The organism is Geodermatophilus sp. DF01-2, assembly GCF_004571065.1.
GTDB lineage: Bacteria > Actinomycetota > Actinomycetes > Mycobacteriales > Geodermatophilaceae > Geodermatophilus.
Genome location: NZ_SPQN01000013.1, coordinates 20,156 through 42,555 on the forward strand (window position 1 = coordinate 20,156; position 22,400 = coordinate 42,555).

28 protein-coding genes and 1 pseudogene are annotated in these 22,400 nt (G+C 69.9%); 3 read left to right on the forward strand and 26 right to left on the reverse strand.

The window, feature by feature from the left end:
- Positions 1–14: 14 nt before the first annotated feature.
- From rplO to rpsL, 25 genes and pseudogenes are all read right to left on the reverse strand, one after another.
- Positions 15–452 carry a 50S ribosomal protein L15 gene (gene rplO / locus E4P41_RS06150; protein ID WP_280659540.1) on the reverse strand — a complete coding sequence of 146 codons (438 nt, stop codon included), beginning with the start codon at positions 450–452 and terminating at the stop codon, positions 15–17.
- 7 nt (positions 453–459) lie between these two features.
- A complete protein-coding gene (rpmD, locus tag E4P41_RS06155) occupies positions 460–666 on the reverse strand; it encodes a 50S ribosomal protein L30 (protein WP_135140040.1) in 207 nt (68 codons plus the stop codon).
- Between the two features lies 1 nt (position 667).
- Positions 668–1,282, reverse strand: coding sequence for a 30S ribosomal protein S5 (rpsE, locus tag E4P41_RS06160; RefSeq protein ID WP_072919083.1), 615 nt, complete (start codon positions 1,280–1,282; stop codon positions 668–670).
- A 40-nt stretch (positions 1,283–1,322) separates the two neighbouring features.
- On the reverse strand, positions 1,323–1,751 hold the full coding sequence (gene rplR / locus E4P41_RS06165; protein ID WP_135140073.1) for a 50S ribosomal protein L18: 429 nt from the start codon (positions 1,749–1,751) through the stop codon (positions 1,323–1,325).
- Positions 1,751–2,290: a 50S ribosomal protein L6 gene (gene rplF, locus E4P41_RS06170; protein ID WP_135140041.1), complete on the reverse strand. Its 540-nt coding sequence runs from the start codon at positions 2,288–2,290 to the stop codon at positions 1,751–1,753. The genes rplR and rplF overlap by 1 nt, the downstream gene beginning before the upstream one ends.
- Positions 2,291–2,302: 12 nt before the next feature.
- Positions 2,303–2,713, reverse strand: coding sequence for a 30S ribosomal protein S8 (gene rpsH / locus E4P41_RS06175; RefSeq protein WP_012950468.1), 411 nt, complete (start codon positions 2,711–2,713; stop codon positions 2,303–2,305).
- Between the two features lie 144 nt (positions 2,714–2,857).
- Positions 2,858–3,043: a type Z 30S ribosomal protein S14 gene (locus E4P41_RS06180; protein WP_012950469.1), complete on the reverse strand. Its 186-nt coding sequence runs from the start codon at positions 3,041–3,043 to the stop codon at positions 2,858–2,860.
- A 21-nt stretch (positions 3,044–3,064) separates the two neighbouring features.
- On the reverse strand, positions 3,065–3,628 hold the full coding sequence (gene rplE / locus E4P41_RS06185; RefSeq protein WP_348536462.1) for a 50S ribosomal protein L5: 564 nt from the start codon (positions 3,626–3,628) through the stop codon (positions 3,065–3,067).
- A 25-nt stretch (positions 3,629–3,653) separates the two neighbouring features.
- Positions 3,654–3,968: a 50S ribosomal protein L24 gene (gene rplX, locus E4P41_RS06190; RefSeq protein WP_091157206.1), complete on the reverse strand. Its 315-nt coding sequence runs from the start codon at positions 3,966–3,968 to the stop codon at positions 3,654–3,656.
- A 41-nt stretch (positions 3,969–4,009) separates the two neighbouring features.
- Positions 4,010–4,378: a 50S ribosomal protein L14 gene (rplN, locus tag E4P41_RS06195; protein ID WP_012950472.1), complete on the reverse strand. Its 369-nt coding sequence runs from the start codon at positions 4,376–4,378 to the stop codon at positions 4,010–4,012.
- A 222-nt stretch (positions 4,379–4,600) separates the two neighbouring features.
- Positions 4,601–4,927: a 30S ribosomal protein S17 gene (rpsQ, locus tag E4P41_RS06200; RefSeq protein WP_135140043.1), complete on the reverse strand. Its 327-nt coding sequence runs from the start codon at positions 4,925–4,927 to the stop codon at positions 4,601–4,603.
- Positions 4,924–5,157 (reverse strand): 50S ribosomal protein L29, encoded by a 234-nt coding sequence (gene rpmC / locus E4P41_RS06205; protein WP_072919070.1) that lies wholly within the window; start codon positions 5,155–5,157, stop codon positions 4,924–4,926. The genes rpsQ and rpmC overlap by 4 nt, the downstream gene beginning before the upstream one ends.
- Complete coding sequence (gene rplP / locus E4P41_RS06210; RefSeq protein WP_012950475.1) at positions 5,157–5,573, reverse strand: 50S ribosomal protein L16; 417 nt, start codon at positions 5,571–5,573, stop codon at positions 5,157–5,159. Before rplP ends, rpmC begins: the two co-directional genes overlap by 1 nt.
- A 3-nt stretch (positions 5,574–5,576) precedes the next feature.
- Complete coding sequence (gene rpsC, locus E4P41_RS06215; RefSeq protein WP_135140044.1) at positions 5,577–6,500, reverse strand: 30S ribosomal protein S3; 924 nt, start codon at positions 6,498–6,500, stop codon at positions 5,577–5,579.
- A 131-nt stretch (positions 6,501–6,631) separates the two neighbouring features.
- Positions 6,632–6,982, reverse strand: a pseudogene (gene rplV, locus E4P41_RS06220) (50S ribosomal protein L22); the annotation flags it as partial.
- 23 nt (positions 6,983–7,005) lie between these two features.
- Complete coding sequence (rpsS, locus tag E4P41_RS06225) at positions 7,006–7,287, reverse strand: 30S ribosomal protein S19 (protein ID WP_135140046.1); 282 nt, start codon at positions 7,285–7,287, stop codon at positions 7,006–7,008.
- A gap of 23 nt (positions 7,288–7,310) precedes the next feature.
- Complete coding sequence (gene rplB / locus E4P41_RS06230; RefSeq protein WP_091213410.1) at positions 7,311–8,144, reverse strand: 50S ribosomal protein L2; 834 nt, start codon at positions 8,142–8,144, stop codon at positions 7,311–7,313.
- A 42-nt stretch (positions 8,145–8,186) separates the two neighbouring features.
- The gene (gene rplW / locus E4P41_RS06235) at positions 8,187–8,489 is read right to left on the reverse strand and encodes a 50S ribosomal protein L23 (RefSeq protein ID WP_135140047.1); all 303 of its coding nucleotides are present in this window, start codon (positions 8,487–8,489) and stop codon (positions 8,187–8,189) included.
- Complete coding sequence (rplD, locus tag E4P41_RS06240; protein ID WP_135140048.1) at positions 8,486–9,403, reverse strand: 50S ribosomal protein L4; 918 nt, start codon at positions 9,401–9,403, stop codon at positions 8,486–8,488. The genes rplW and rplD overlap by 4 nt, the downstream gene beginning before the upstream one ends.
- On the reverse strand, positions 9,400–10,065 hold the full coding sequence (gene rplC / locus E4P41_RS06245) for a 50S ribosomal protein L3 (RefSeq protein WP_135140049.1): 666 nt from the start codon (positions 10,063–10,065) through the stop codon (positions 9,400–9,402). The genes rplD and rplC overlap by 4 nt, the downstream gene beginning before the upstream one ends.
- 9 nt (positions 10,066–10,074) lie before the next feature.
- Entirely contained in the window at positions 10,075–10,380 is a 306-nt protein-coding gene (gene rpsJ / locus E4P41_RS06250; protein ID WP_014742859.1) for a 30S ribosomal protein S10, read from the reverse strand.
- Between the two features lie 166 nt (positions 10,381–10,546).
- On the reverse strand, positions 10,547–11,740 hold the full coding sequence (gene tuf / locus E4P41_RS06255; RefSeq protein WP_135140050.1) for an elongation factor Tu: 1,194 nt from the start codon (positions 11,738–11,740) through the stop codon (positions 10,547–10,549).
- A gap of 340 nt (positions 11,741–12,080) precedes the next feature.
- Entirely contained in the window at positions 12,081–14,180 is a 2,100-nt protein-coding gene (gene fusA / locus E4P41_RS06265; protein ID WP_135140051.1) for an elongation factor G, read from the reverse strand.
- A 98-nt stretch (positions 14,181–14,278) separates the two neighbouring features.
- Positions 14,279–14,749 (reverse strand): 30S ribosomal protein S7, encoded by a 471-nt coding sequence (rpsG, locus tag E4P41_RS06270; RefSeq protein WP_091213426.1) that lies wholly within the window; start codon positions 14,747–14,749, stop codon positions 14,279–14,281.
- A 1-nt stretch (position 14,750) separates the two neighbouring features.
- Entirely contained in the window at positions 14,751–15,125 is a 375-nt protein-coding gene (gene rpsL / locus E4P41_RS06275; protein WP_012950487.1) for a 30S ribosomal protein S12, read from the reverse strand.
- A gap of 551 nt (positions 15,126–15,676) precedes the next feature.
- Between rpsL and E4P41_RS06280 the strand changes: the two genes are divergently transcribed.
- From E4P41_RS06280 to E4P41_RS06290, 3 genes are all read left to right on the forward strand, one after another.
- On the forward strand, positions 15,677–16,651 hold the full coding sequence (locus E4P41_RS06280) for a hypothetical protein (protein WP_135140052.1): 975 nt from the start codon (positions 15,677–15,679) through the stop codon (positions 16,649–16,651).
- Between the two features lie 211 nt (positions 16,652–16,862).
- Positions 16,863–17,078, forward strand: a complete 216-nt coding sequence (locus tag E4P41_RS06285) for a hypothetical protein (protein ID WP_135140053.1) — start codon at positions 16,863–16,865, stop codon at positions 17,076–17,078.
- A 73-nt stretch (positions 17,079–17,151) separates the two neighbouring features.
- The gene (locus E4P41_RS06290) at positions 17,152–18,195 is read left to right on the forward strand and encodes an LLM class F420-dependent oxidoreductase (RefSeq protein WP_135140054.1); all 1,044 of its coding nucleotides are present in this window, start codon (positions 17,152–17,154) and stop codon (positions 18,193–18,195) included.
- Between the two features lie 203 nt (positions 18,196–18,398).
- Here the strand turns inward: E4P41_RS06290 and E4P41_RS06295 are convergent, their stop codons facing one another.
- A complete protein-coding gene (locus tag E4P41_RS06295; RefSeq protein WP_135140055.1) occupies positions 18,399–22,304 on the reverse strand; it encodes a DNA-directed RNA polymerase subunit beta' in 3,906 nt (1,301 codons plus the stop codon).
- Positions 22,305–22,400: the final 96 nt, after the last annotated feature.

Sequence of the window (22,400 nt, forward strand, 5' to 3'; positions counted from 1 at the left end):
AGGGCGGTCCTTCTTCAGATGCGGGTCGTGCTGCCCCCGGCCGCACCGATCTTCTCGGCGGCGGACGCCGAGAAGGCGTGCGCGTGCACGTGCACCTGGACACCCCCCAGGTCGCCGGTGCCGAGAACCTTCACCGGCTGCCCACGGCGCACCGCGCCGGCCTCGGCGAGGGAGTCCGGGTTCACCGAGCCGCCCTGGGGGAACAGCGCCGCGATCCGGTCGAGGTTCACGACCTGGAAGACGACCTTGTTCGGGTTCTTGAAGCCCGAGAGCTTGGGCAGCCGCATGTGCAGCGGCGTCTGCCCGCCCTCGAAGCGCGCGGAGGTGGTGCCGCGTGCGCCGGTGCCCTTGGTGCCGCGACCGGCGGTCTTGCCCTTGGAGCCCTCACCGCGACCCACGCGGGTCTTGGGCGTATGGGCGCCGGGGGCCGGACGCAGGTGGTGGACCTTGATAGTCATGTCAGCGTTCCTTCTCGCCCGTGGCTCGGCCGATCTCCTCGACGGCGACCAGGTGCGGCACCGTCGCGACCATCCCGCGGATCTCGGGACGGTCCTCCTGGACGACCGAGTCGTTGATCCGCTTGAGGCCCAGCGAGCGCAGCGTCTGACGCTGGTTGGGCTTGGTGCCGATCGCCGACCGGATCTGGGTGACCTTCAGCTGTGCCATCTCAGACCCCCTGGCCCGCGCGCGCCCGCAGCATGGCGGCGGGAGCGACGTCCTCGAGGGGCAGGCCGCGGCGGGCCGCGATCTCCTCCGGACGGACGAGATCCTTCAGCGCCTGCATGGTGGCGTGCACGATGTTGATCGGGTTCGACGACCCGAGGCTCTTGGAGAGCACGTCGTGGATGCCGGCGCACTCGAGCACGGCGCGCACCGGGCCGCCGGCGATGACACCGGTACCGGGACTGGCCGGCTTGAGCAGCACGACACCCGCCGCCGCCTCACCCTGCACCGGGTGCGGGATGGTACTGGCGATGCGCGGCACCTTGTAGAAGTGCTTCTTGGCCTCCTCGACGCCCTTGGCGATCGCCGCGGGCACCTCCTTGGCCTTGCCGTAGCCGACGCCCACGGTGCCGTCTCCGTCGCCCACGATCACCAGGGCCGTGAAGCTGAAGCGCCGACCACCCTTGACGACCTTGGACACGCGGTTGATGGCCACCACGCGCTCGATGAAGTTGCTCTTCTCGGCAGGCGCGCCGCCGGGCCCCCGCCCGCCGTCACGACGGTCGCGGCGGTCGTTCCCGCCGCCGGCGCCGCCGCCGCGTCGCTGTGGTCCTGGCATCAGACGTCCCTCTCGATCTTCTCGTTCGCGGTGTGGCTCATCAGAAGTCCAGCCCGCCCTCGCGGGCGCCGTCGGCCAGCGCCGCGATGCGGCCCTGGTACCGGTTGCCGCCCCGGTCGAACACGACCGCGGTGATGCCGGCGGCCTTGGCGCGCTCCGCGACCAGGGCACCGACCTGGCGGGCCAGCGTGGACTTGTCGCCCTCGGCGCTGCGCAGGCTGGGGTCCAACGTCGAGGCACTGACCAGGGTACGGCCGACGGTGTCGTCGACGACCTGGACGTGGATGTGCCGCGAGCTGCGGTTGACCACCAGGCGCGGGCGCTCCGGGGTACCGGCCACGCGCTTGCGCAGCCGGGTGTGCCGGCGCAGGCGGGAGACCCGCCGCGCGGTGCTGATGTCGGTCCCGACGGGCTTGTGCACCCGAGCGGGCTTCCCGGCCGTGCTTCTCGGTGTCGTGGTCCGTGCCATCACTTACCCGTCTTCCCGACCTTGCGCTTGATGACCTCACCCTGGTAACGCACGCCCTTGCCCTTGTACGGGTCCGGACGGCGCAGCCCGCGGATGTTGGCCGCGACCTGGCCCACCAGCTGCTTGTCGATCCCGGCCACCCGCAGGCGGGTCGGGGACTCGACCGTGAAGGTGATGCCCTCGGGGGCCTTCACCGGCACCGGGTGGCTGTAGCCCAGGGCGAACTCGAGGTCCGAGCCACGGGCCTGCACGCGGTAACCCACACCGACGATCTCGAGGGTCTTGGTGTACCCCTCGGTGACGCCGGTGATCATGTTGGCGATGAGCGTGCGCGAGAGCCCGTGCAGGGCGCGGCTCTCCCGCTCGTCATCGGGCCGCTGCACCTGCAGCGTGCCGTCCTCGCCACGCTCGACGGTGATCGGCGAGGCGACGGTGTGGCTCAGCGACCCCTTGGGGCCCTTGACGCTGAGGGTCCGGCCGTCGATGGCGACGTCCACGCCACCGGGCACGGGAATCGGCAGTCGTCCGATCCGCGACATGTCACTCGCTCCTCACCAGACGTAGGCGAGGACTTCCCCACCCACGCCCTTCTTGTTCGCCTGCCGGTCGGTCAGCAGACCGGTCGAGGTGGAGATGATGGCCACCCCGAGGCCGCCGAGCACCTTGGGCAGCGCGGTGGACTTGGCGTACACCCGCAGACCGGGCTTGGAGACGCGCCGGACGCCGGCGATGCTCCGCTCACGGTTGGGGCCGTACTTGAGGTCCACCACCAGTTCCTTGCGGGTGGTGCCGTCCTTCTCGACCTCGTTGACGGTCCAGCCGGCGATGTAGCCCTCCTGCTGGAGGATCTCGGCGATGTGCGTCTTCAGCTTGGACGACGGCATGGTCGTGGAGTCGTGGTACGCCTGGTTGGCGTTCCGGATCCGCGTCAGCATGTCCGCGATCGGGTCGGTCATCGTCATGGGTGTCGTGCCTCTCTCACCGCGGTTCCTCACGCGCTCCCGCGTGGGCCTCTCAGCGATCGGTGGTGCGTTAGTGAGTGGATGGAACGGCCCCGCTGCAGGGTCCCGCGCCGAGGTACGAGGCGTGGGGGGCAGCGGGGTCCTTCACCAGCTGGACTTGCTGACGCCCGGCAGCTCGCCGGCGTGGGCCATCTCCCGCAGGCAGATCCGGCACAGGCCGAACTTGCGGAAGACCGAGTGCGGGCGACCGCACCGCTGGCACCGGGTGTAGCCGCGGACCGCGAACTTGGGCTTGCGGGCCGCCTTGTTGATCAGCGCCTTCTTGGCCATCTGGGTGTCTCCTCCCCCGGCTCAGCGGGTGGTGGTGACGACGGGCTGGCCGGCGAACGGGAAGCCCAGCAGGCGGAGGAGCTCGCGACCCTCCTCGTCGTTCGTGGCGGTGGTGACCAGCGTGATGTCCATGCCGCGCGGTCGGTCGATCTTGTCGACGTCGATCTCGCGGAACATCGACTGCTCGGTCAGGCCGAACGTGTAGTTGCCGTGACCGTCGAACTGCTTGGCCGAGAGGCCGCGGAAGTCACGGATGCGGGGCAGGGCCAGCGAGAGCAGCCGGTCCAGGAACTCCCACATGCGGTCGCCGCGGAGGGTCACCTTCGCGCCGATCGGCATGCCCTCGCGCAGCTTGAACTGCGCGATGGACTTCCGAGCCCGGACGACGGCCGGCTTCTGCCCGGTGATGGCGGTGAGGTCACGGACGGCGCCGTCCATCAGCTTGGCGTCGCGGGTCGCCTCGCCGACGCCCATGTTGACGACGATCTTCGTCAGCCGCGGGATCTGCATGACGTTCTCGTAGCCGAACTCGTCCTGCAGCGCCGGGACGATCTCGTCGCGGTAGCGGGCGAGCATGCGGGGCAGCTCACGGGTGGGTGCACTCATCGCGTCAGAGGTCCTTACCGGTGCGCCGCGAGACCCGGATGCTGCGGCCTTCCTCGTCCTTGCGGTAGCCGACCCGGGTCGGCTTGTCCTCGGAGTCGATCACCATCACGTTGCTCACGTGGATGGGAGCCTCCTGCGTGACGATCCCGCCCGACTGGGCACCACGCTGGTTCGAGCTGATCCGGGTGTGCTTCTTGACCCGGCCGACGCCCTCCACGAGGACCTTCTGCAGCTTCGGGTAGGCGGCGATCACCCGGCCCTTGGCACCCTTGTCCTTGCCGGACAGCACGACGACGGTGTCGCCCTTCTTGACCTTCATCGACGGCGCCTTGGCCCTCGTGTTCTTGTTCGTCGCCATGGTCACAGCACCTCCGGAGCGAGCGAGATGATCCGCATGAAGCGCTTGTCGCGGAGCTCACGGCCGACCGGGCCGAAGATGCGCGTACCGCGCGGGTCGCCGCTGTCGCGGATGATCACGGCGGCGTTCTCGTCGAAGCGGATGTAGGAGCCGTCCGGACGACGCCGCTCCTTCACCGTGCGGACGACGACGGCCTTGACGACGTCGCCCCGCTTGACCCCCGCACCGGGCAGCGCGTCCTTGACGGTGGCGACGATGACGTCGCCGATGCCCGCGTAGCGCCGCCCGGAGCCGCCGAGCACCCGGATGCAGAGGATTTCCTTCGCACCGGTGTTGTCGGCGACCCGCAGTCGCGACTCCTGCTGGATCACGTCCTACTCCCTGATCTTTCGATGTGACAGCCGGGCCGGAACGGTGAACCGGCTGTCCGGCACCCACGTGCGGACGCACCGGCAGCGTTCGCCGCCGGTGCGTCCGAGCACGGGTACCGGGATGGGGGCGCAACCGCAAGCGCGCGCCAGTCGTCCAGCGTACCTGCTCGTGGACCTGCCCCGGAGGGCGCCCCCGACGGGGTCCGTGCGGACCCCGATCTCCTACTTGGCCTTCTCGAGGACCTCGACCAGCCGCCACCGCTTGGTGGCCGACAGCGGCCGGGTCTCCATGATCTGCACGCGGTCCCCGATGCCGGCGACCTGCTGCTCGTCGTGGGCCTTCAGCTTGCTGGTGCGACGGATGACCTTGCCGTAGAGGCCGTGCTTCACGCGGTCCTCGACCTCGACGACGATGGTCTTGTCCATCTTGTCGCTGACGACGAGGCCCTCGCGGACCTTGCGGTAGCCACGGCCGGCCAGGCCGGGGCCCGACGCGGTCGCGGTGTTGGTCTGCGCCGTCTCAGGAACGGCCGACTGGGGCTCGCTCATGCCACACCCTCGTTCGGGGCGACCGAGAGGCCCAGCTCGCGTTCGCGCATGATCGTGTAGATCCGGGCGATGTCGCGGCGGACGGTCTGCAGCCGCCGGTTGTTGTCCAGCTGGCCGGTGGCCACCTGGAACCGCAGGTTGAACAGTTCTTCCTTCGACTCGCGCAGCCGCGTGGCGAGCTCCTCGGCGGAGAGCTCACGCAGCTCGGGAGCGGTCAGACCGGCGGCCATCACACCTCTCCTTCACGAGTGATGAAGCGGCACTTCATCGGGAGCTTGTGGATCGCGCGGCGCATCGCCTCGCGGGCCACCGGCTCGGCCACGCCCGAGAGCTCGAACATGATCCGCCCGGGCTTGACGTTCGCCACCCACCACTCCGGCGACCCCTTACCGGAACCCATCCGGGTCTCGGCCGGCTTCTTGGTGAGCGGGCGGTCCGGGTAGATGGAGATCCAGACCTTCCCGCCACGGCGGATGTGGCGGGTCATGGCGATACGGGCGGACTCGATCTGCCGGTTGGTCACGTACGCCGGCTCGAGGGCCTGGATGGCGTACTCGCCGAAGTTGATCTCGGTCCCGCCCTTGGCACGACCCGAACGGCTCGGGTGGTGCTGCTTGCGGTGCTTGACGCGCCGTGGGATCAGCACGTGTCAGCCCTCCGTGTTCTGGGCGGGTTGGGTCGGAGCAGCGGCCTCCGCGGCTGCCGTGGCCTCGGGGCCTGCGGCCTCGGCGACGGTCTGCTCGGCGGCGACCTCGCCGGAGGTCACGGCCACCGCGCTGTCGGTGGTGTCCACGGCCGGGCCGGTCGAGGACTCGGCGGCGGCGCGGCCGGCCTCGGTCCCGCCGGCGGTGGTGCCGGAAGAGCCCGAGCGACGCGGACGCTGGGCTCGCTCACGGCGCTGCTGACGGGCGGCGAGGGCCTCGAGGGCCTCCCGCTCGGCACGCGAGCCGCTGACGTCGCCCTTGTAGATCCAGACCTTCACGCCGATCCGGCCGAAGGTCGTCCGGGCCTCGTAGATGCCGTAGTCGATGTTCGCCCGAAGGGTGTGCAGCGGCACCCGGCCCTCGCGGTAGAACTCCGACCGGCTCATCTCGGTGCCGCCCAGACGACCCGAGCACTGCACCCGGATGCCCTTGACCTGCGGGCTGCGCTGGGCCGACTGCATGGCCTTGCGCATGGCACGGCGAAAGCTGACCCGGCTGGAGAGCTGCTCGGCGACGCCTTGGGCGACCAGCTGCGCGTCGGCCTCGGGGTTCTTCACCTCGAGGATGTTGAGCTGCACCTGCTTGCCGGTGAGCTTCTCCAGCTCGCCACGGATGCGGTCGGCCTCCGCGCCGCGACGGCCGATGACGATGCCCGGCCGGGCGGTGTGGATGTCGACGCGGACACGGTCACGGGTGCGCTCGATCTCCACCTTGGAGATGCCGGCCCGCTCCATCCCCTTGCTCATGAGCTTGCGGATGGCCACGTCTTCCTTGACGTAGTCCTTGTACAGCTTGTCGGCGTACCACCGGGACTTGTAGTCGGTGGTGATACCCAGGCGGAACCCGTGCGGGTTGACCTTCTGACCCACTAGCGGGTCCCTCCCCTCGTGTTGCTGCTCTGCTGCTGCCCTGACACGTGCTGCGGAGCCGGGCCGGACTGGCCGGTGCGGCGGCGGGCCGTGCGCGACTTCCCGGCGAGCTCGGTGTTGGAGGAGACCTCCGCGACCTCGACGGTGATGTGGCAGGTCCGCTTGTTGATGCGGTAGGCGCGGCCCTGGGCGCGCGGACGGATCCGCTTCAGGGTCGGGCCCTCGTCGACGTAAGCGGCGCTGACGACCAGCGCGTCCGGGTCGAGCCGCAGGTTGTGCTCGGCGTTGGCGACCGCGCTCGCGACCACCTTCAGGACCGGCTCGCTGGCGGCCTGCGGCGCGTAGCGCAGCAGGGCCAGAGCCTCGTCGGTCGGCAGGTAGCGGACCAGGTCCACCACCCGGCGTGCCTTCATGGGGGTGACGCGGACGAACCGGGCGGTGGCCCGGGCGCTGCGCGTCTCCTCACCCAACTGGGAAGTCATCTTCTGTCTCGTCCCCTCGCCCGTCAGCCGCGCCGCGACCGGCGGTCGTCCTTGACGTGCCCACGGAAGGTGCGCGTGGGCGCGAACTCGCCGAGCTTGTGCCCGACCATCGCCTCGGTCACGAAGACCGGGACGTGCTTGCGGCCGTCGTGCACGGCGATCGTGTGCCCGAGCATGTCGGGAATGATCGTCGAGCGCCGCGACCAGGTGCGGATGACGGTCTTGGTGCCCTTGTCGTTCTGCGCGTCCACCTTCTTGAGCAGGTGGTCGTCGACGAACGGGCCCTTCTTCAGGCTGCGTGGCATCTGTGTCGGACTCCTCTACCCGCTCAGCGCTTTTTGTTGGTGCGCCGGCGGCGCACGATCAGGGCGTCACTGGCCTTGCGCTTGCGCGTGCGGCCTTCCGGCTTGCCCTTCGGGTTCACCGGGTGACGACCACCGGAGGTCTTGCCCTCACCACCACCGTGCGGGTGATCCACCGGGTTCATGGCGACACCACGGACGGTCGGGCGCTTGCCCTTCCACCGCATCCGGCCGGCCTTGCCCCAGTTGATGTTGGACTGTTCGGCGTTGCCCACCTCGCCGACGGTCGCGCGGCAGCGCACGTCGACGTTGCGGATCTCGCCCGACGGCATCCGCAGCTGCGCCAGGCGCCCCTCGCGGGCCACCAGCTGGACGCTGGTTCCCGCCGATCGGGCGATCTTGGCGCCGCCACCGGGACGGAGCTCGATGGCGTGAACCACGGTGCCGACCGGGATGTTCCGCAGCGGCAGGTTGTTGCCCGGTTTGATGTCGGCCGAGGGACCGCACTCCACCGTGTCGCCCTGCTTGAGCCGCGCCGGCGCGATGATGTAGCGCTTCTCGCCGTCGGCGAAGTGCAGCAGCGCGATGCGCGAGGTCCGGTTCGGGTCGTACTCGATGTGCGCGACCTTGGCCGGCACGCCGTCCTTGTCGGCCCGGCGGAAGTCGATCACCCGGTAGGCGCGCTTGTGTCCGCCGCCCTGGTGCCGCGCCGTGACCTTGCCGTGGACGTTGCGCCCACCGCGACCGTGCAGCGGCCGGACCAGCGACTTCTCGGGATGGTCGCGGGTGACCTCAGCAAAGTCGGCGACGCTGGAACCGCGGCGGCCCGGCGTCGTCGGCTTGTACTTGCGGATAGCCATCTGACTGGAGTCCTCTATCTCTGGTCCGAACGGTCCGGGCGCTCAGGCGCCGGGACCACCGAAGATCTCGATGCGGTCGCCGGGCGCCAGCGAGACGATGGCGCGCTTGGTGTCCTTGCGCTTGCCGAGCCTGTTGCCCCGGCTGCGCTTCCGCTTGCCCTGGCGGTTGACCGTGTTCACGCCGACGACCTTCACGTTGAAGATCTGCTCGACTGCGATCTTGATCTGCGTCTTGTTCGCCTCGGGCAGGACGACGAAGGTGTACTGGTTCTCGTCCAGCAGCCCGTAGCTCTTCTCCGAGATGACCGGGGACAGCACCACGTCCCGGGGGTCGCGGACGCTCATGCCTGCTCCTCGGTGGTCTCGTCGGCCGGCACCTCGGCCCGCGCGGCCTCGCTGGACGTGGTCACGTCGGCGGCGGGCACCGTGCGGCCGGGCGTGCGCGGGGTGCCCTGCGGGTCCGGCGCAGCGGCGGTCTCGACGGTGCCCTGACCCTCGGCGGGGGCGATCGACGGCAGTCCGCCCGGCGTCTCGTGCGTGGAGACGTCCGGCAGGTCGGTGTCGCGGCCCTTGCCGGTGGCCGGCCCGGCGACGAACTCGCTGAGCGCGGCCTCGGTGAAGATCACCTCGTCGGCGACCAGGACGTCGTAGGTGTTGAGCTGGCCGGCCTCGAGCAGGTGCACCTGCGGCAGGTTGCGCAGGCTCACCCAGTTGAGGACGTCGTCCCGGTCGAGGACGACCAGCACCCGCTTGGCTTGGGTGACCGACTGCAGGGTGGCCAGCGCCGCCTTGGTCCTCGGGGCGTCCCCGTCGACGAAGGTGGAGACCACGTGCACCCGGTTCTCACGGGCCCGGTCGGAGAGGGCACCCCGCAGGGCGGCGGCCTTCATCTTCTTCGGCGTCTTCTGCGAGTAGTCACGCGGCTGCGGGCCGTGCACCGTGCCGCCGCCCTCAAACTGCGGTGCGCGGGTCGAGCCCTGCCGCGCGCGGCCGGTGCCCTTCTGGCGGTAGGGCTTCGCGCCACCGCCGCTGACCTGGCCCCGCGTCTTCGTCGCGTGCGTGCCCTGGCGGGCGGCGGCCAGCTGGGCCACCACGACCTGGTGCATGAGGGAGACGTTGGCCGACGCGTCGAAGAGATGGCCGGGCAGCGTCACGCTGCCGGAGGTCTCCCCTGCCGGGGTCCGGACGTCGACCTGACGGTCGGTCCGGGTCTGGGTCGGTCCGCCGTCGACGGTCCCCGTCGATGAGGTGACGGTCACTGGTTCTCACTCCCCACGGGGCCACCCTTGACGGCCGAGCGGACGAGCACGAGCCCACCCTTAGGGCCGGGGATCGCACCCTTGATCAGCAGCAGCCCGCGCTCGGTGTCCACCTTGTGGACGTTGAGCGAGAGGGTCGTCGTCTTGACCGCGCCCATGCGGCCGGCCATGCGCAGGCCCTTGAAGACGCGGCCGGGGGTCGAGGCCCCGCCGATGGACCCGGGCGACCGGTGCTTGCGCTGGGTGCCGTGCGCGGCGCCCAGACCGTGGAAGCCGTGCCGCTTCATGACACCGGCCGTGCCCTTGCCCTTGCTGGTGCCGATGACGTCGACCTTGGCCACGCCGTCGAAGACCTCGGCGGTCAACTCCTGGCCGACCGTGAAGTTCGAGGCGTCTGCGGTGCGCAGCTCGACCAGGTGGCGCCGCGGCGTCACGCCTGCCTTGGCGAAGTGCCCGCCCTCGGGCTTGTTCACCTTGCGCGGGTCGATCTCGCCGAACCCGAGCTGGACGGCGGAGTAGCCGTCGGCCTCGGGGGTGCGCACCTGGGTCACCACACACGGGCCCGCCTTGACGACGGTCACCGGCACGATGCGGTTGTTCTCGTCGAAGACCTGGGTCATGCCCAGCTTCTCGCCGAGGAGACCACGGAACGTACTCGCCATGACTCCCCCTTACTGGATGTTGACGTCGACCGAGGCCGGCAGGTCGATGCGCATGAGCGCGTCGACCGTCTTCGGCGTCGGGTCGAGGATGTCGATGAGGCGCTTGTGCGTGCGCATCTCGAAGTGCTCGCGCGAGTCCTTGTACTTGTGCGGCGAGCGGATGACGCAGTACACGTTCTTCTCCGTCGGCAGCGGCACCGGGCCGACGACGCGCGCACCGGTCTTGGTCACCGTGTCGACGATGCGCCGCGCCGAGGCGTCGATCGCCTCGTGGTCGTAGGCCTTCAGCCGGATGCGGATCTTCTGTCCCGCCATCGCTGTCTTCTGCTCCTGCCGATCGGGTGTCTGTTTGTCGCTGGGGAACGCCGGTGGTCCGAACCGTCATCCGGTCAGGCCCCAGCGGGACGGGCGGCGATGCACACAGGCACGGCCGCCCGAGGACGGGCGGCGGTGCAGGGTGCACCGCCGCCCGTCGGGGGTGCTACTTGACGATCTTGGTGACGCGGCCGGCGCCGACGGTACGGCCACCCTCACGGATGGCGAACCGCAGGCCCTCCTCCATGGCGATCGGCTGGATGAGCTCGACCGTCATCTCGGTGTTGTCGCCCGGCATGACCATCTCGGTGCCCGCCGGCAGGGTCACGACGCCCGTGACGTCCGTGGTCCGGAAGTAGAACTGCGGACGGTAGTTGTTGAAGAAGGGCGTGTGACGGCCACCCTCGTCCTTCGAGAGGATGTAGACCGAGCCCTCGAAGTTCGTGTGCGGGGTGATCGAACCCGGCTTCACGACGACCTGACCGCGCTCGACGTCCTCGCGCTTGATGCCGCGCAGCAGCAGGCCGACGTTGTCGCCGGCCTGGCCCTGGTCGAGCAGCTTGCGGAACATCTCGACGCCGGTGACGGTGGTCTTGGTCGAGGACGGGCGGATGCCGACGATCTCGACCTCCTCGTTCACCTTGACGATGCCGCGCTCCACGCGACCGGTGACGACGGTGCCGCGACCGGTGATGGTGAAGACGTCCTCGACCGGCATGAGGAAGGGCTTGTCGACCTCACGCTGCGGCTCGGGGATGGCGGTGTCGACCGCGTTCATCAGCTCCATGAGCTTGTCGCCCCACTCGGCGTCGCCCTCGAGCGCCTTGAGCGCCGAGACGCGGACCACGGGGACGTCGTCGCCCGGGAACTCGTACTCGCTGAGCAGCTCGCGGACCTCCAGCTCGACGAGCTCGAGGATCTCCTCGTCGTCGACCATGTCGGCCTTGTTGAGCGCCACGACGATGTAGGGGACGCCGACCTGGCGGGCCAGGAGGACGTGTTCCTTGGTCTGCGGCATCGGGCCGTCGGTCGCGGCGACCACCAGGATGGCGCCGTCCATCTGCGCCGCGCCGGTGATCATGTTCTTGATGTAGTCGGCGTGACCGGGGCAGTCGACGTGCGCGTAGTGCCGGTTCTCGGTCTGGTACTCGACGTGCGCGATCGAGATCGTGATGCCGCGGGCCTTCTCCTCGGGCGCCTTGTCGATCTGGTCGAAGGCCGACGCCTCGTTGAGGTCCGGGTACTTGTCGTGCAGCACCTTGGTGATCGCCGCGGTCAGCGTGGTCTTGCCGTGGTCGATGTGCCCGATGGTGCCGATGTTGACGTGCGGCTTGGTCCGCTCGAACTTGGCCTTGGCCACTGGGTTCCTCTCCTCGTGGTGTCGCAGTCGTGCGCGAACTCTGGGGTGGGCTTGCTGGGGGTCCGGGCGGGGGGTACCCCGCCCGGACGGGTCACTCGCCGGTCGCCTCGGCGATGTCCATGACTCGGCTCCGGGATCGCTCCGCGCCTCGGGCCGTGGACGGCCCTGCGATGCTCACTCTCCCGTCGCCTTCGCGATGTCCATGGCTCGGCTCCGGGCTCGCTCCGCTCCTCGGTCGCTGGCGCTCCCTACGATGCTCACTCGCCCGTCGCCTTCGCGATGTCCATGGCTCGGCTCCGGGCTCGCTCCGCTCCTCGGTCGCTGGCGCTCCCTACGATGCTCACTCGCCCGTCGCCTTCGCGATGATCTCCTTGGCGACGTTCTGCGGGACCTCGGCGTACGAGTCGAACACCATGGTGTAGCTCGCCCGCCCCTGGGTGCGGCTGCGCAGGTCGCCCACGTAGCCGAACATCTCCGAGAGCGGGACCAGGGCCCGGACGACGCGGGCGCCGGAGCGCTCCTCCATCGCCTGGATCGTCCCGCGCCGGGAGTTCAGGTCGCCGATGACGTCACCCATGTAATCCTCGGGCGTGACGACCTCGACGGCCATCATCGGCTCGAGCAGGGCCGGGCTGGCCTTGCGCGCGGCCTCCTTGAAGACCATCGAGCCGGCGATCTTGAAGGCCATCTCCGAGGAGTCGACCTCGTGGTACTGGCCGTCGATGAGCGAGGCCTTGACACCCACGACCGGGTAGCCGGCGAGGATGCCGTACTGCATGGCGTCCTGGATTCCCTGGTCGACCGAGGGGATGTACTCCTTCGGGATGCGACCACCGGTGACGGCGTTCTCGAACTCGTAGGTCGCCGAGTCGCCACTGATCTCGAGCGGCTCCAGGGTCACCTGGACCTTCGCGAACTGGCCGGACCCACCGGTCTGCTTCTTGTGGGTGTAGTCGTACTTCTCGACCGCCTTGCGGATGGTCTCGCGGTACGCGACCTGCGGCTTGCCGACGTTGGCCTCGACCTTGAACTCGCGCCGCATGCGGTCGACGAGGATCTCCAGGTGCAATTCGCCCATGCCCGAGATGACCGTCTGGCCGGTCTCGTCGTCGAGGCGGACCTGGAAGGTCGGGTCCTCCTCGGCCAGCTTCTGGATGGCCGTGCCGAGCTTCTCCTGGTCGCTCTTGGTCTTCGGCTCGATCGCCACCGAGATGACCGGCGCCGGAAAGGTCATCGACTCGAGGATCACCGGGTTCTGCGGGTCGCAGAGCGTGTCACCCGTGGTGGTCTGCTTCAGGCCGACGACCGCGACGATCTGACCGGCGCCCACGCCCTCGCGCTCCTCGCGCTTGTTCGCGTGCATCTGGTAGATCTTGCCGACCCGCTCCTTGCGGTCCTTGGTGCTGTTGAGCACCGGGGACCCGGAGGACAACCGGCCTGAGTACACGCGGACGTAGGTCAGCTTGCCCAGGTGCTGGTCGGTCTGGATCTTGAAGGCCAGCGCCGAGAACGGCTCGTCTTCGTCGGCGTGCCGCAGGACCTCGGTCTCGCCGTCGAGAGCGGTGCCGACGATCGCCTCGATGTCCAGCGGGCTGGGCAGGTAGTCGGTGACCGCGTCGAGCAGCGGCTGGACACCCTTGTTCTTGAACGCCGTCCCGGTGAGCACGGGGTTGACCTGCGCGGCGATGGTCGCCTTGCGGATCGCGGCCTTCAGCATCTCGACGGAGATGTCCTCACCGCCGAGATACGCCTCCATGAAGGCGTCGTCGGTCTCGGCGACGGTCTCCAGCAGCTTCTCGCGGTACTCGGCGGCCTGGTCGGCCAGGTCGGCCGGGATCTCCTCGACCGAGTAGTCCTCACCCATCTGCGTCTCGCCGCGCCAGGTCAGCGCACGCATCTGGACCAGGTCGACGACACCGATGAAGTCGGCCTCGGCACCGATGGGCAGCTGCAGCACGGCCGGGTTGGCGCCCAGCCGCTCGACCATCATGTCGACGCAGCGGAAGAAGTTCGCCCCGGTGCGGTCCAGCTTGTTGACGAAGCACATGCGCGGGACGCCGTACTTCTCCGCCTGCCGCCAGACCTGCTCGGTCTGCGGCTCCACGCCGGCGACGCCGTCGTACACGGCCACCGCACCGTCGAGCACCCGCAGGGACCGCTCCACCTCGACGGTGAAGTCGACGTGCCCGGGGGTGTCGATGATGTTGATGTCGTAGCCGTTCCAGGAGCACTTCGTCGCGGCGGACGTGATGGTGATGCCGCGCTCCTGCTCCTGCTCCATCCAGTCCATCGTGGCCGCGCCGTCGTGGACCTCACCGATCTTGTAGTTGATACCGGTGTAGAAGAGGATGCGCTCGGTCGTCGTGGTCTTGCCGGCGTCGATGTGCGCCATGATCCCGATGTTGCGGGTCTTGGCGAGCTGGGCCTTGGTGTCGGCCATTCTGAGACTCCTCTTGGTTCGGGTCCGCGTGCGGGTCGTCCGGGGGTGACCCGGACAGCCCGCCGGCCGCGGGTGCTGGCGCCGGCCAGCAGGGGCACTTACCAGCGGTAGTGCGCGAAGGCCTTGTTGGACTCGGCCATCTTGTGGGTGTCCTCACGGCGCTTGACCGCGGCGCCCAGACCGTTGCTCGCGTCGAGCAGCTCGTTCATCAGGCGCTCGGTCATCGTCTTCTCACGACGGGCCCGGCTGTACTGGATCAGCCAGCGCAGGCCGAGCGTGGTGCTGCGCGAGGCGCGGACCTCGACCGGCACCTGGTAGGTCGCACCACCGACGCGACGGCTGCGGACCTCGAGAGCCGGCTTGACGTTGTCCAGCGCGCGCTTGAGCGTGACGACCGGGTCGGTGTCGGTCTTGGCCCGGCAACCCTCGAGGGCGCCGTAGACGATCGCCTCGGCGACCGAGCGCTTGCCGTCGACGAGCACCTTGTTGACCAGCTGGGTCACCAGCGGCGACTGGTACACCGGGTCGGCGACCAGCGGGCGGCGCGGTGCGGGGCCCTTGCGCGGCATGTCAGCTCTTCTCCTTCTTCGCGCCGTACCGGCTGCGAGCCTGCTTGCGGTTGCGAACACCCTGGGTGTCGAGCGAGCCGCGGATGATCTTGTAGCGCACGCCAGGGAGATCCTTCACGCGACCGCCGCGCACGAGCACCATCGAGTGCTCCTGCAGGTTGTGGCCGACGCCCGGGATGTAGGCGGTCACCTCGATGCCACTGGTGAGGCGGACGCGAGCGACCTTGCGCAGCGCCGAGTTCGGCTTCTTCGGCGTCGTCGTGTACACGCGGGTGCACACGCCACGGCGCTGAGGGGAGCCCTTCAGCGCCGGGGTCTTGGTCTTCTCGACCTTGTCCTCGCGGCCCTTGCGGACCAGCTGGTTGATCGTGGGCATGGGTGGCCTGGATCTCCTACCTGCGCTGGGTCGTGCTGTGGACGGTGCTCTGCTGTGCCGGGTGCCGGTCCTGCCGGGGCCGTACCTCACTCCGGCCGCACTCCACCGCCGGTCCCCGCGGTCGGGCGTGTCGCCCTTTCCAGGACCGGCCGGCGATTCGAACCGGATCGGTCGCCCCCCGCGACTCGGCGCCACCACCTGCCGGCAGGCGCACCACGAACGGGAGCAGGCCCAGGGCACCCTGGGCACGGCTGACCACGATACCCGCGTGCCGGAGACCGGTCAAAGCCGGGTCCGCCACAGCTCGGCGGGCGAAGTCGAGCCCTGTTCCGCCGGGGGTATGCATCGGTCAACGTCGTCCGGACCCCGGGTTGTTCCCGGGTGGACGGACCGGCGCGGGGCCGACGGTGGGGCGACCGTACCGGACGGCAGGGCGAGACGGGTCCCGCCGTCCGTCGACACCCCGGCAGCCCGTCGGACACTGCGCTGGATGTCCGACCCCGGTCCTACGGTCGGTGCCAGGACGCCCACCGACCGCAACCGGAGGACTCGTGCACGTCGACCTCGCCCGCGAGCTCAAGGCTCATCTGTCGGCACGGCTGGATCGGTCCGCCGGCCCGATCAGCGCCAGCGACGTCGGCGGGGGACGGTGGACGCGCCCGGCCCTCGGACTGGCCCCCGTCGGGCCCGGCCGGGCGCACCTGGCGATCCGCCTGGCGGCCAAGGAGGACGCCGACGTGCTGCTGGCGGGCCTGGACGACGTAGTGCTCGACGAGGTCGACGTCCGGGTCATCGGCACCGTCCGTGCACTCTCCTCCCCCACCCCCGGCGAGCTGCAGCGGCGCACCCGGCCGCTGGTCCCGGGGCTCTCCGTGGCCCATCCGACGGTGACGGCCGGCACGCTCGGGGGGTTCGTGCGCGTCGGCGGCCGGTTGGCGGTGCTCTCGAACAATCACGTGCTCGCGGCCGGTGACGCCGCCTCGGTCGGCGACCCGGTGCTGCAGCCGGGCCCGACCGACGGCGGGGACCCGGCGGTCGACCGGGTGGGGACGCTGGCGGCCTTCGAACGGTTCACCGACGACGGCCGGGCCAACCTGGTGGACGCCGCGGTCGCGGTGGTCGACGCCGAGCTGCCGCTGGAGCCGGGCCGGTTGCCCGGAGGTCCCCTGGGGGTCGAACCGTTGCAGGTGGACGACGTGGAACCCGACGAGCGGGTGGAGAAGGTCGGCCGCACCACCGGGCACACGGTCGGCCGGGTCAGCGCCGTGGAGGTCGACGGCGTGGCCGTGCAGTACGACCGGGGGGTCCACACCTTCGACGACCAGGTCGAGATCGACGGGGTCGCCGGGGGGTTCAGTGCGGGTGGCGACAGTGGCTCGGTGATCTGGCGCAGCACCGACCGGGCTCCGCTGGGCCTGCTCTTCGCGGGCAGCGACACCGGGGGCCGCAACGGTGGCGGCGTGACCTTCGCCAACCCCCTGGCGACCGTCCTGTCCGTCCTCGACCTCCAGTGGGTCGCCGGCTGAAGAAGGACGTCCTGCCCATGGCCCCCGTCCCGAGGCTCGTCCCGAGCTTGCGAGGGTCGAGTGGCCCCGTCCTGGGCACCGCCGCGAGCCTGCGAGCGGTGGGGAGGACAGGGTGGCCCCCCTGCGGGGTCCCGCCGCGAACTCGCGAGTGGCGGGGGGCAGGGGGGTCCTTGCTCTGTCGCGACGGCCTGATCGGGGGCACCATGGGTGCATGACCGACCGCACCTCCGCCCGAGCCGCCAAGAGCGCGCTGCGCGATCGGCTGGCGGCCGACCCGGGCGTCGTGGGTGTCGGCCTGGCCCGCCGGGACAGCGGTTACGTCGTCAAGGTCGACCTGGCCGACGCGCACGCCGCCGAGCGAGTGCCCCGAGACGTGGACGGCGTCCGCGTGGTCACCGAGGTCGTCGGAGTCGTCCGTCCCCTCTGAGGTCCAGGCCATCGGGTCCCCCGATACGGTCGGCGCGGCGCCGACGGTGGCGCCGCCGACCTGAGGAGTGGACGTGCGCATCGGCATCCAGGCCAGTTACAGCGGAGGGTTCCGCGCCACCGCCGCGGAGATCCGCGACCTCGAGTCCGCAGGGCTCGACCTCGCGACGGTCGCGGAGGTCTACACCTTCGACGCGGTGAGCCAGCTGGGCTACCTGGCCGCGGTCACCGAGCGCGTCGAGCTGATGAGCGGCATCTTCCCCATCTACAGCCGGACCCCGGCTCTGACCGCGATGACCGCCGCGGGCCTGGATTTCGTGTCCGACGGCCGCTTCACCCTCGGGCTGGGCGCCTCCGGTCCCCAGGTGATCGAGGGGTGGCACGGGGTCCCGTACGACGCGCCGCTGCAGCGCACCCGCGAGGTGGTGGAGATCTGCCGCCAGGTGTGGCGCCGGGAGCGGCTGGTCCACGACGGCCCGAAGTACCGGGTCCCCCTGCCGCCGGACCAGGGCACCGGCCTCGGCAAGCCGCTCAAGCTCATCAACACCCCGGTGCGGGACCGGATCCCGGTCATGCTGGCCGCCATCGGCCCCAAGAATGTGGAGCTGGCCGCCGAGATCGCCGAGGCCTGGGAGCCGATCTTCTTCGTGCCGGAGAAGGCCACGTCGGTCTGGGGCGAGTCGGTGGCCGCCGGGAAGGCGAAGCGGGACTCCGCTCTGGGGGAACTGCAGATCGTCGTCGGCGTCCCGGTCGCCATCGGGGACGACGTCGAGTCGATGCTGGACCAGGTGCGCCCTCAGCTCGCGCTCTACATCGGCGGCATGGGCGCGCGGGGGAAGAACTTCTACAACGACCTGGCCCGGCGCTACGGTTACGAGGACGAGGCCCGCACCATCCAGGACCTCTACCTCGACGGCAAGAAGGACGAGGCGGCGGCCGCCGTCCCCGAGGAGCTCGTGCGGGCCACCGCGCTGGTCGGTCCGGAGTCCCACGTCGCCGAGCGGGTCGCCGCCTTCCGCGAGGCCGGAGCGACCACCCTGATGCTGCAGCCCCTCGATGACAGCCGGGAGGCCCGGCTCCGGACGGTCGAGACCATGCGCGAGATCGCCGACCGATGAGGTCAGCCGGTTCCGTCACGTGACGGACGGGCGCCGACCACGACGAGAGGCGCCGTCCTGGCTCGCTCTCCCGGTTCCGGGCTCACAACTGGTGCTGAGCCCGGAACCGGGATGATCAGCTCAGCTGATCATCGGGGCGCCGGACAGCGGAGGGCCCCGCAGGTCGGTCGACCTGCGGGGCCCTCCTCATGGACTACCGGGGATCAGCCCCGCCAGTCGTACTCCTCCAAGCGCACGGCCTCGCCGGTGCCCTGACCGAAGACGTCCGGGCTGTAGTACTGCCCGTCGTCGTACCCGGCCATCGTGTAGACGGCGGCCCGGGCCTCCTCGGTCGGCTCGACCGTGATGTTCCGGTAGCGGCTGATGCCGGTGCCGGCCGGGATCAGCTTCCCGATGATCACGTTCTCCTTGAGGCCGAGCAGGCTGTCGCTCTTGCCCTGGATCGCGGCGTCGGTGAGCACCTTGGTCGTCTCCTGGAAGGAGGCGGCCGACAACCACGACTCGGTCGCGAGCGAGGCCTTGGTGATGCCCATGAGCACCGGGCGGGCCGAAGCCGGCTCGTTGCCCTCCGCGACGACCCGGCGGTTCTCGGTCTCGAACAGCGTCCGCTCGACCAGCGCACCGGGCAGGAACTCCGTCGCGCCCGAGTCGATGATGGTCACCCGCTTGAGCATCTGGCGGATGATCACCTCGATGTGCTTGTCGTGGATCGACACGCCCTGGCTGCGGTAGACCTCCTGGACCTCGCGGACCAGGTGCAGCTGCACCTCTCGCGGGCCCATGATCCGCAGCACCTCGTGCGGGTCCACCGCACCCTCGGTGAGCTGCTCGCCGACCTCGACGTGGGCGCCGTCCTCAACCCGCAGCCGCGACCGGCGCGACAGCTTGTCGTAGACGACCTCGTCGGACCCGTCGTCCGGGGTGATCGTGAGCTTGCGGAACTGCTCGCCGTCCTCGATCCGGACGGTGCCGGCCAGCTCGGCGATCGGGGCCTTGCCCTTGGGGACGCGGGCCTCGAAGAGCTCCACCACGCGCGGCAGACCGTGGGTGATGTCCTCACCCGCCACACCGCCGGTGTGGAAGGTGCGCATCGTCAGCTGGGTGCCGGGCTCACCGATCGACTGGGCGGCGATGATGCCGACCGCCTCGCCGACGTCCACCAGCTTGCCGGTCGCGAGCGACCGGCCGTAGCAGGTGGCGCAGGTGCCGAGCAGCGACTCGCAGGTCAGGACGCAGCGGACCTTGACCTCCGAGACACCTGCCTCGACCAGTGCCTGGATGAGCACGTCGCCGAGGTCGGAACCGGCCTGGGCGATCAGCGTGCCGTCCTCGGCCGTCACGTCGGCGGCCAGGGCACGGGCGTAGACGCTGGTCTCCGCGTGCGGGTCACGGGTGAGCACGCCGTCCACCGAGGTGGCGATCGGCATGATCACGCCGCGGTCGGTGCCGCAGTCCTCCTCGCGGATGATGACGTCCTGCGAGACGTCGACCAGCCGGCGGGTGAGGTACCCGGAGTCCGCAGTGCGCAGCGCGGTGTCGGCCAGGCCCTTGCGGGCACCGTGCGTGGAGATGAAGTACTCCAGCACGGACAGACCCTCCCGGAAGTTGGCCTTGATCGGCCGCGGGATGATCTCGCCCTTCGGGTTGGCCACCAGGCCGCGCATGCCGGCGATCTGGCTGATCTGCATCATGTTGCCTCGGGCGCCCGAGTTGACCATGACCCAGACCGGGTTGGTGGTCGGGAAGTTGTCCACCATCGCCTGGCTGACCTCGGCCCGTGCGCGGGTCCAGATCTCGATCAGCTCGCCACGACGCTCGGCGTCCGTGATGACACCGCGCTCGTACTGGCGCTCGATCTGCCGGGCCTCGGTCTCGTGCCGGTCGAGGATCTCCTGCTTGGCCGGCGGGGTAACCACGTCGTCGATGGCGATCGTCACGCCCGAACGGGTGGCCCAGCGGAAGCCGGCGGACTTGAGGGCGTCGAGCGTGGCCGCGACCTGCACCTTGGGGTAGCGCTCGGCGAGGTCGTTGACGATCGCGCCGAGCTCCTTCTTCGGCACCTGGTAGTTGACGAAGCGGTAGTCCTCGGGCAGTGCCTCGTTGAACAGCACCCGGCCGAGGCTGGTCTCCACCAGCGTCGGCTGACCCGGGGTCCAGTCCTCCGGCTGCTGCCACGGCTCGTTGACCTTGCCGTTGTCGACGCCGAAGACCTCGTCGAGGCGGATGAACGCCCGCTCCTGCAGCCCGAGCGCACCCTTGTCGAAGGCCATGACGGCCTCGGCCGCCGAGCCGTAGGCCGCCGGCTGACCGCCGTCGGCCTCGTGCCGGCTGGGCACCAGGGTGGTCAGGTGGTACAGGCCCAGCACCATGTCCTGGGTCGGTGCGGTGATCGGGCGACCGTCGGCCGGGCTCAGGATGTTGTTGCTAGACAGCATCAGGATCCGGGCCTCGGCCTGGGCCTCGGCCGACAGCGGCAGGTGCACCGCCATCTGGTCACCGTCGAAGTCCGCGTTGAACGCGGTGCACACCAGCGGGTGGATCTGGATGGCCTTGCCCTCGACCAGCTGCGGCTCGAAGGCCTGGATGCCCAGGCGGTGCAGCGTCGGCGCCCGGTTCAGCAGCACCGGGTGCTCCGTGATGACCTCCTCGAGCACGTCCCAGACGACCGGCCGCGCACGCTCCACCATCCGCTTGGCGGACTTGATGTTCTGCGCGTGGTTGAGGTCAACCAGCCGCTTCATGACGAACGGCTTGAACAGCTCCAGCGCCATCTGCTTGGGCAGGCCGCACTGGTGCAGCTTCAGTTGCGGGCCGACGACGATGACCGAGCGGCCGGAGTAGTCGACGCGCTTGCCCAGCAGGTTCTGCCGGAACCGGCCCTGCTTGCCCTTGAGCAGGTCGCTCAGGGACTTCAGGGGCCGGTTGCCCGGGCCGGTGACCGGACGGCCGCGACGGCCGTTGTCGAACAGCGCGTCCACGGACTCCTGGAGCATCCGCTTCTCGTTGTTCACGATGATCTCGGGGGCACCGAGGTCGAGCAGACGCTTCAGCCGGTTGTTCCGGTTGATCACGCGGCGGTACAGGTCGTTCATGTCGCTGGTGGCGAAGCGGCCACCGTCGAGCTGCACCATCGGGCGCAGGTCCGGCGGGATGACCGGGACGCAGTCGAGCACCATGCCCATGGGCGAGTTGCGTGTCTGCTGGAATGCCGCGACGACCTTGAGCCGCTTGAGGGCCCGCAGCTTGCGCTGGCCCTTGCCGCTGCGGATGGTCTCGCGCAGCGAGGCGGCCTCGGCGTCGAGGTCGAAGTCGGCGAGCAGCTTCTGCAGCGCCGCGGCACCCATGCCGCCCTCGAAGTACTCACCGAAGCGGTCGCGCAGCTCGCGGTAGAGGCCCTCGTCGGCGATGAGCTGCTTGACCTCGAGCTTGCGGAAGGTGTCGAGCACCTCCTCGAGGCGGTCGATCTCCCGCTGGGCGCGGTCGCGCAGCTGACGCATCTCGCGCTCGCCGCCCTCGCGCACCTTGCGGCGGACGTCGGACTTGGCGCCCTCGGCCTCGAGCTCGGCGAGGTCGGCCTCCAGCTTCTGCTGGCGGGCCTCCACGTCGGCGTCGCGGCGGCTCTCGAGGTTGTGCTTCTCCGCGCTGATCTCGGCCTCGATGGTCGGGAGGTCGCGGTGGCGCGTCTCGTCGTCGACCGAGGTGATCAGGTAGGCCGCGAAGTAGATGATCTTCTCGAGGTCCTTGGGAGCCAGATCGAGCAGGTAGCCCAGGCGCGAGGGGACGCCCTTGAAGAACCAGATGTGGGTGACCGGCGCGGCCAGCTCGATGTGGCCCATCCGCTCACGCCGCACCTTGGCACGGGTCACCTCGACGCCGCAGCGCTCGCAGATGATCCCCTTGAACCGGACGCGCTTGTACTTGCCGCAGTAGCACTCCCAGTCCCTCGTGGGACCGAAGATCTTCTCGCAGAAGAGACCGTCCTTCTCCGGACGCAGCGTCCGGTAGTTGATGGTCTCGGGCTTCTTCACCTCACCGTGCGACCACTGGCGGATGTCGTCGCCGGTGGCCAGACCGATGCGGAGCTCGTCGAAGAAGTTGACGTCGAGCACTGAGTGGACCCCTTTCCCGGGGTTTCGTTACTGAACGATCACTGTGGAGTCTTGGCTGGAAGGCCCCGCCCGGAGGCTCACCCCGAGCCTGCGAGG

Excerpts from the sequence above, each read along its gene's own strand:
- rpsL (WP_012950487.1), bottom strand. The coding sequence starts at position 15,125 with ATGCCCACGATCAACCAGCTGGTCCGCAAGGGCCGCGAGGACAAGGTC.
- rplF (WP_135140041.1), bottom strand. The coding sequence starts at position 2,290 with ATGTCGCGGATCGGACGACTGCCGATTCCCGTGCCCGGTGGCGTGGAC.
- rplB (WP_091213410.1), bottom strand. The coding sequence starts at position 8,144 with ATGGCTATCCGCAAGTACAAGCCGACGACGCCGGGCCGCCGCGGTTCC.
- rpmC (WP_072919070.1), bottom strand. The coding sequence starts at position 5,157 with ATGGCCGCCGGTCTGACCGCTCCCGAGCTGCGTGAGCTCTCCGCCGAG.
- rplX (WP_091157206.1), bottom strand. The coding sequence starts at position 3,968 with ATGAAGGTCAAGAAGGGCGACACCGTCGTCGTGCTGTCCGGCAAGGAC.
- E4P41_RS06180 (WP_012950469.1), bottom strand. The coding sequence starts at position 3,043 with ATGGCCAAGAAGGCGCTGATCAACAAGGCGGCCCGCAAGCCCAAGTTC.
- fusA (WP_135140051.1), bottom strand. The coding sequence starts at position 14,180 with ATGGCCGACACCAAGGCCCAGCTCGCCAAGACCCGCAACATCGGGATC.
- E4P41_RS06285 (WP_135140053.1), top strand. The coding sequence starts at position 16,863 with ATGACCGACCGCACCTCCGCCCGAGCCGCCAAGAGCGCGCTGCGCGAT.
- rpsQ (WP_135140043.1), bottom strand. The coding sequence starts at position 4,927 with ATGAGCGAGCCCCAGTCGGCCGTTCCTGAGACGGCGCAGACCAACACC.
- rplC (WP_135140049.1), bottom strand. The coding sequence starts at position 10,065 with ATGGCGAGTACGTTCCGTGGTCTCCTCGGCGAGAAGCTGGGCATGACC.
- rpsE (WP_072919083.1), bottom strand. The coding sequence starts at position 1,282 with ATGCCAGGACCACAGCGACGCGGCGGCGGCGCCGGCGGCGGGAACGAC.
- rplR (WP_135140073.1), bottom strand. The coding sequence starts at position 1,751 with ATGGCACGGACCACGACACCGAGAAGCACGGCCGGGAAGCCCGCTCGG.
- rpsH (WP_012950468.1), bottom strand. The coding sequence starts at position 2,713 with ATGACGATGACCGACCCGATCGCGGACATGCTGACGCGGATCCGGAAC.
- rpsG (WP_091213426.1), bottom strand. The coding sequence starts at position 14,749 with ATGCCGCGCAAGGGCCCCGCACCGCGCCGCCCGCTGGTCGCCGACCCG.
- rplW (WP_135140047.1), bottom strand. The coding sequence starts at position 8,489 with ATGAGCGTCCGCGACCCCCGGGACGTGGTGCTGTCCCCGGTCATCTCG.
- rpmD (WP_135140040.1), bottom strand. The coding sequence starts at position 666 with ATGGCACAGCTGAAGGTCACCCAGATCCGGTCGGCGATCGGCACCAAG.
- rpsJ (WP_014742859.1), bottom strand. The coding sequence starts at position 10,380 with ATGGCGGGACAGAAGATCCGCATCCGGCTGAAGGCCTACGACCACGAG.
- rpsS (WP_135140046.1), bottom strand. The coding sequence starts at position 7,287 with ATGCCACGCAGCCTGAAGAAGGGCCCGTTCGTCGACGACCACCTGCTC.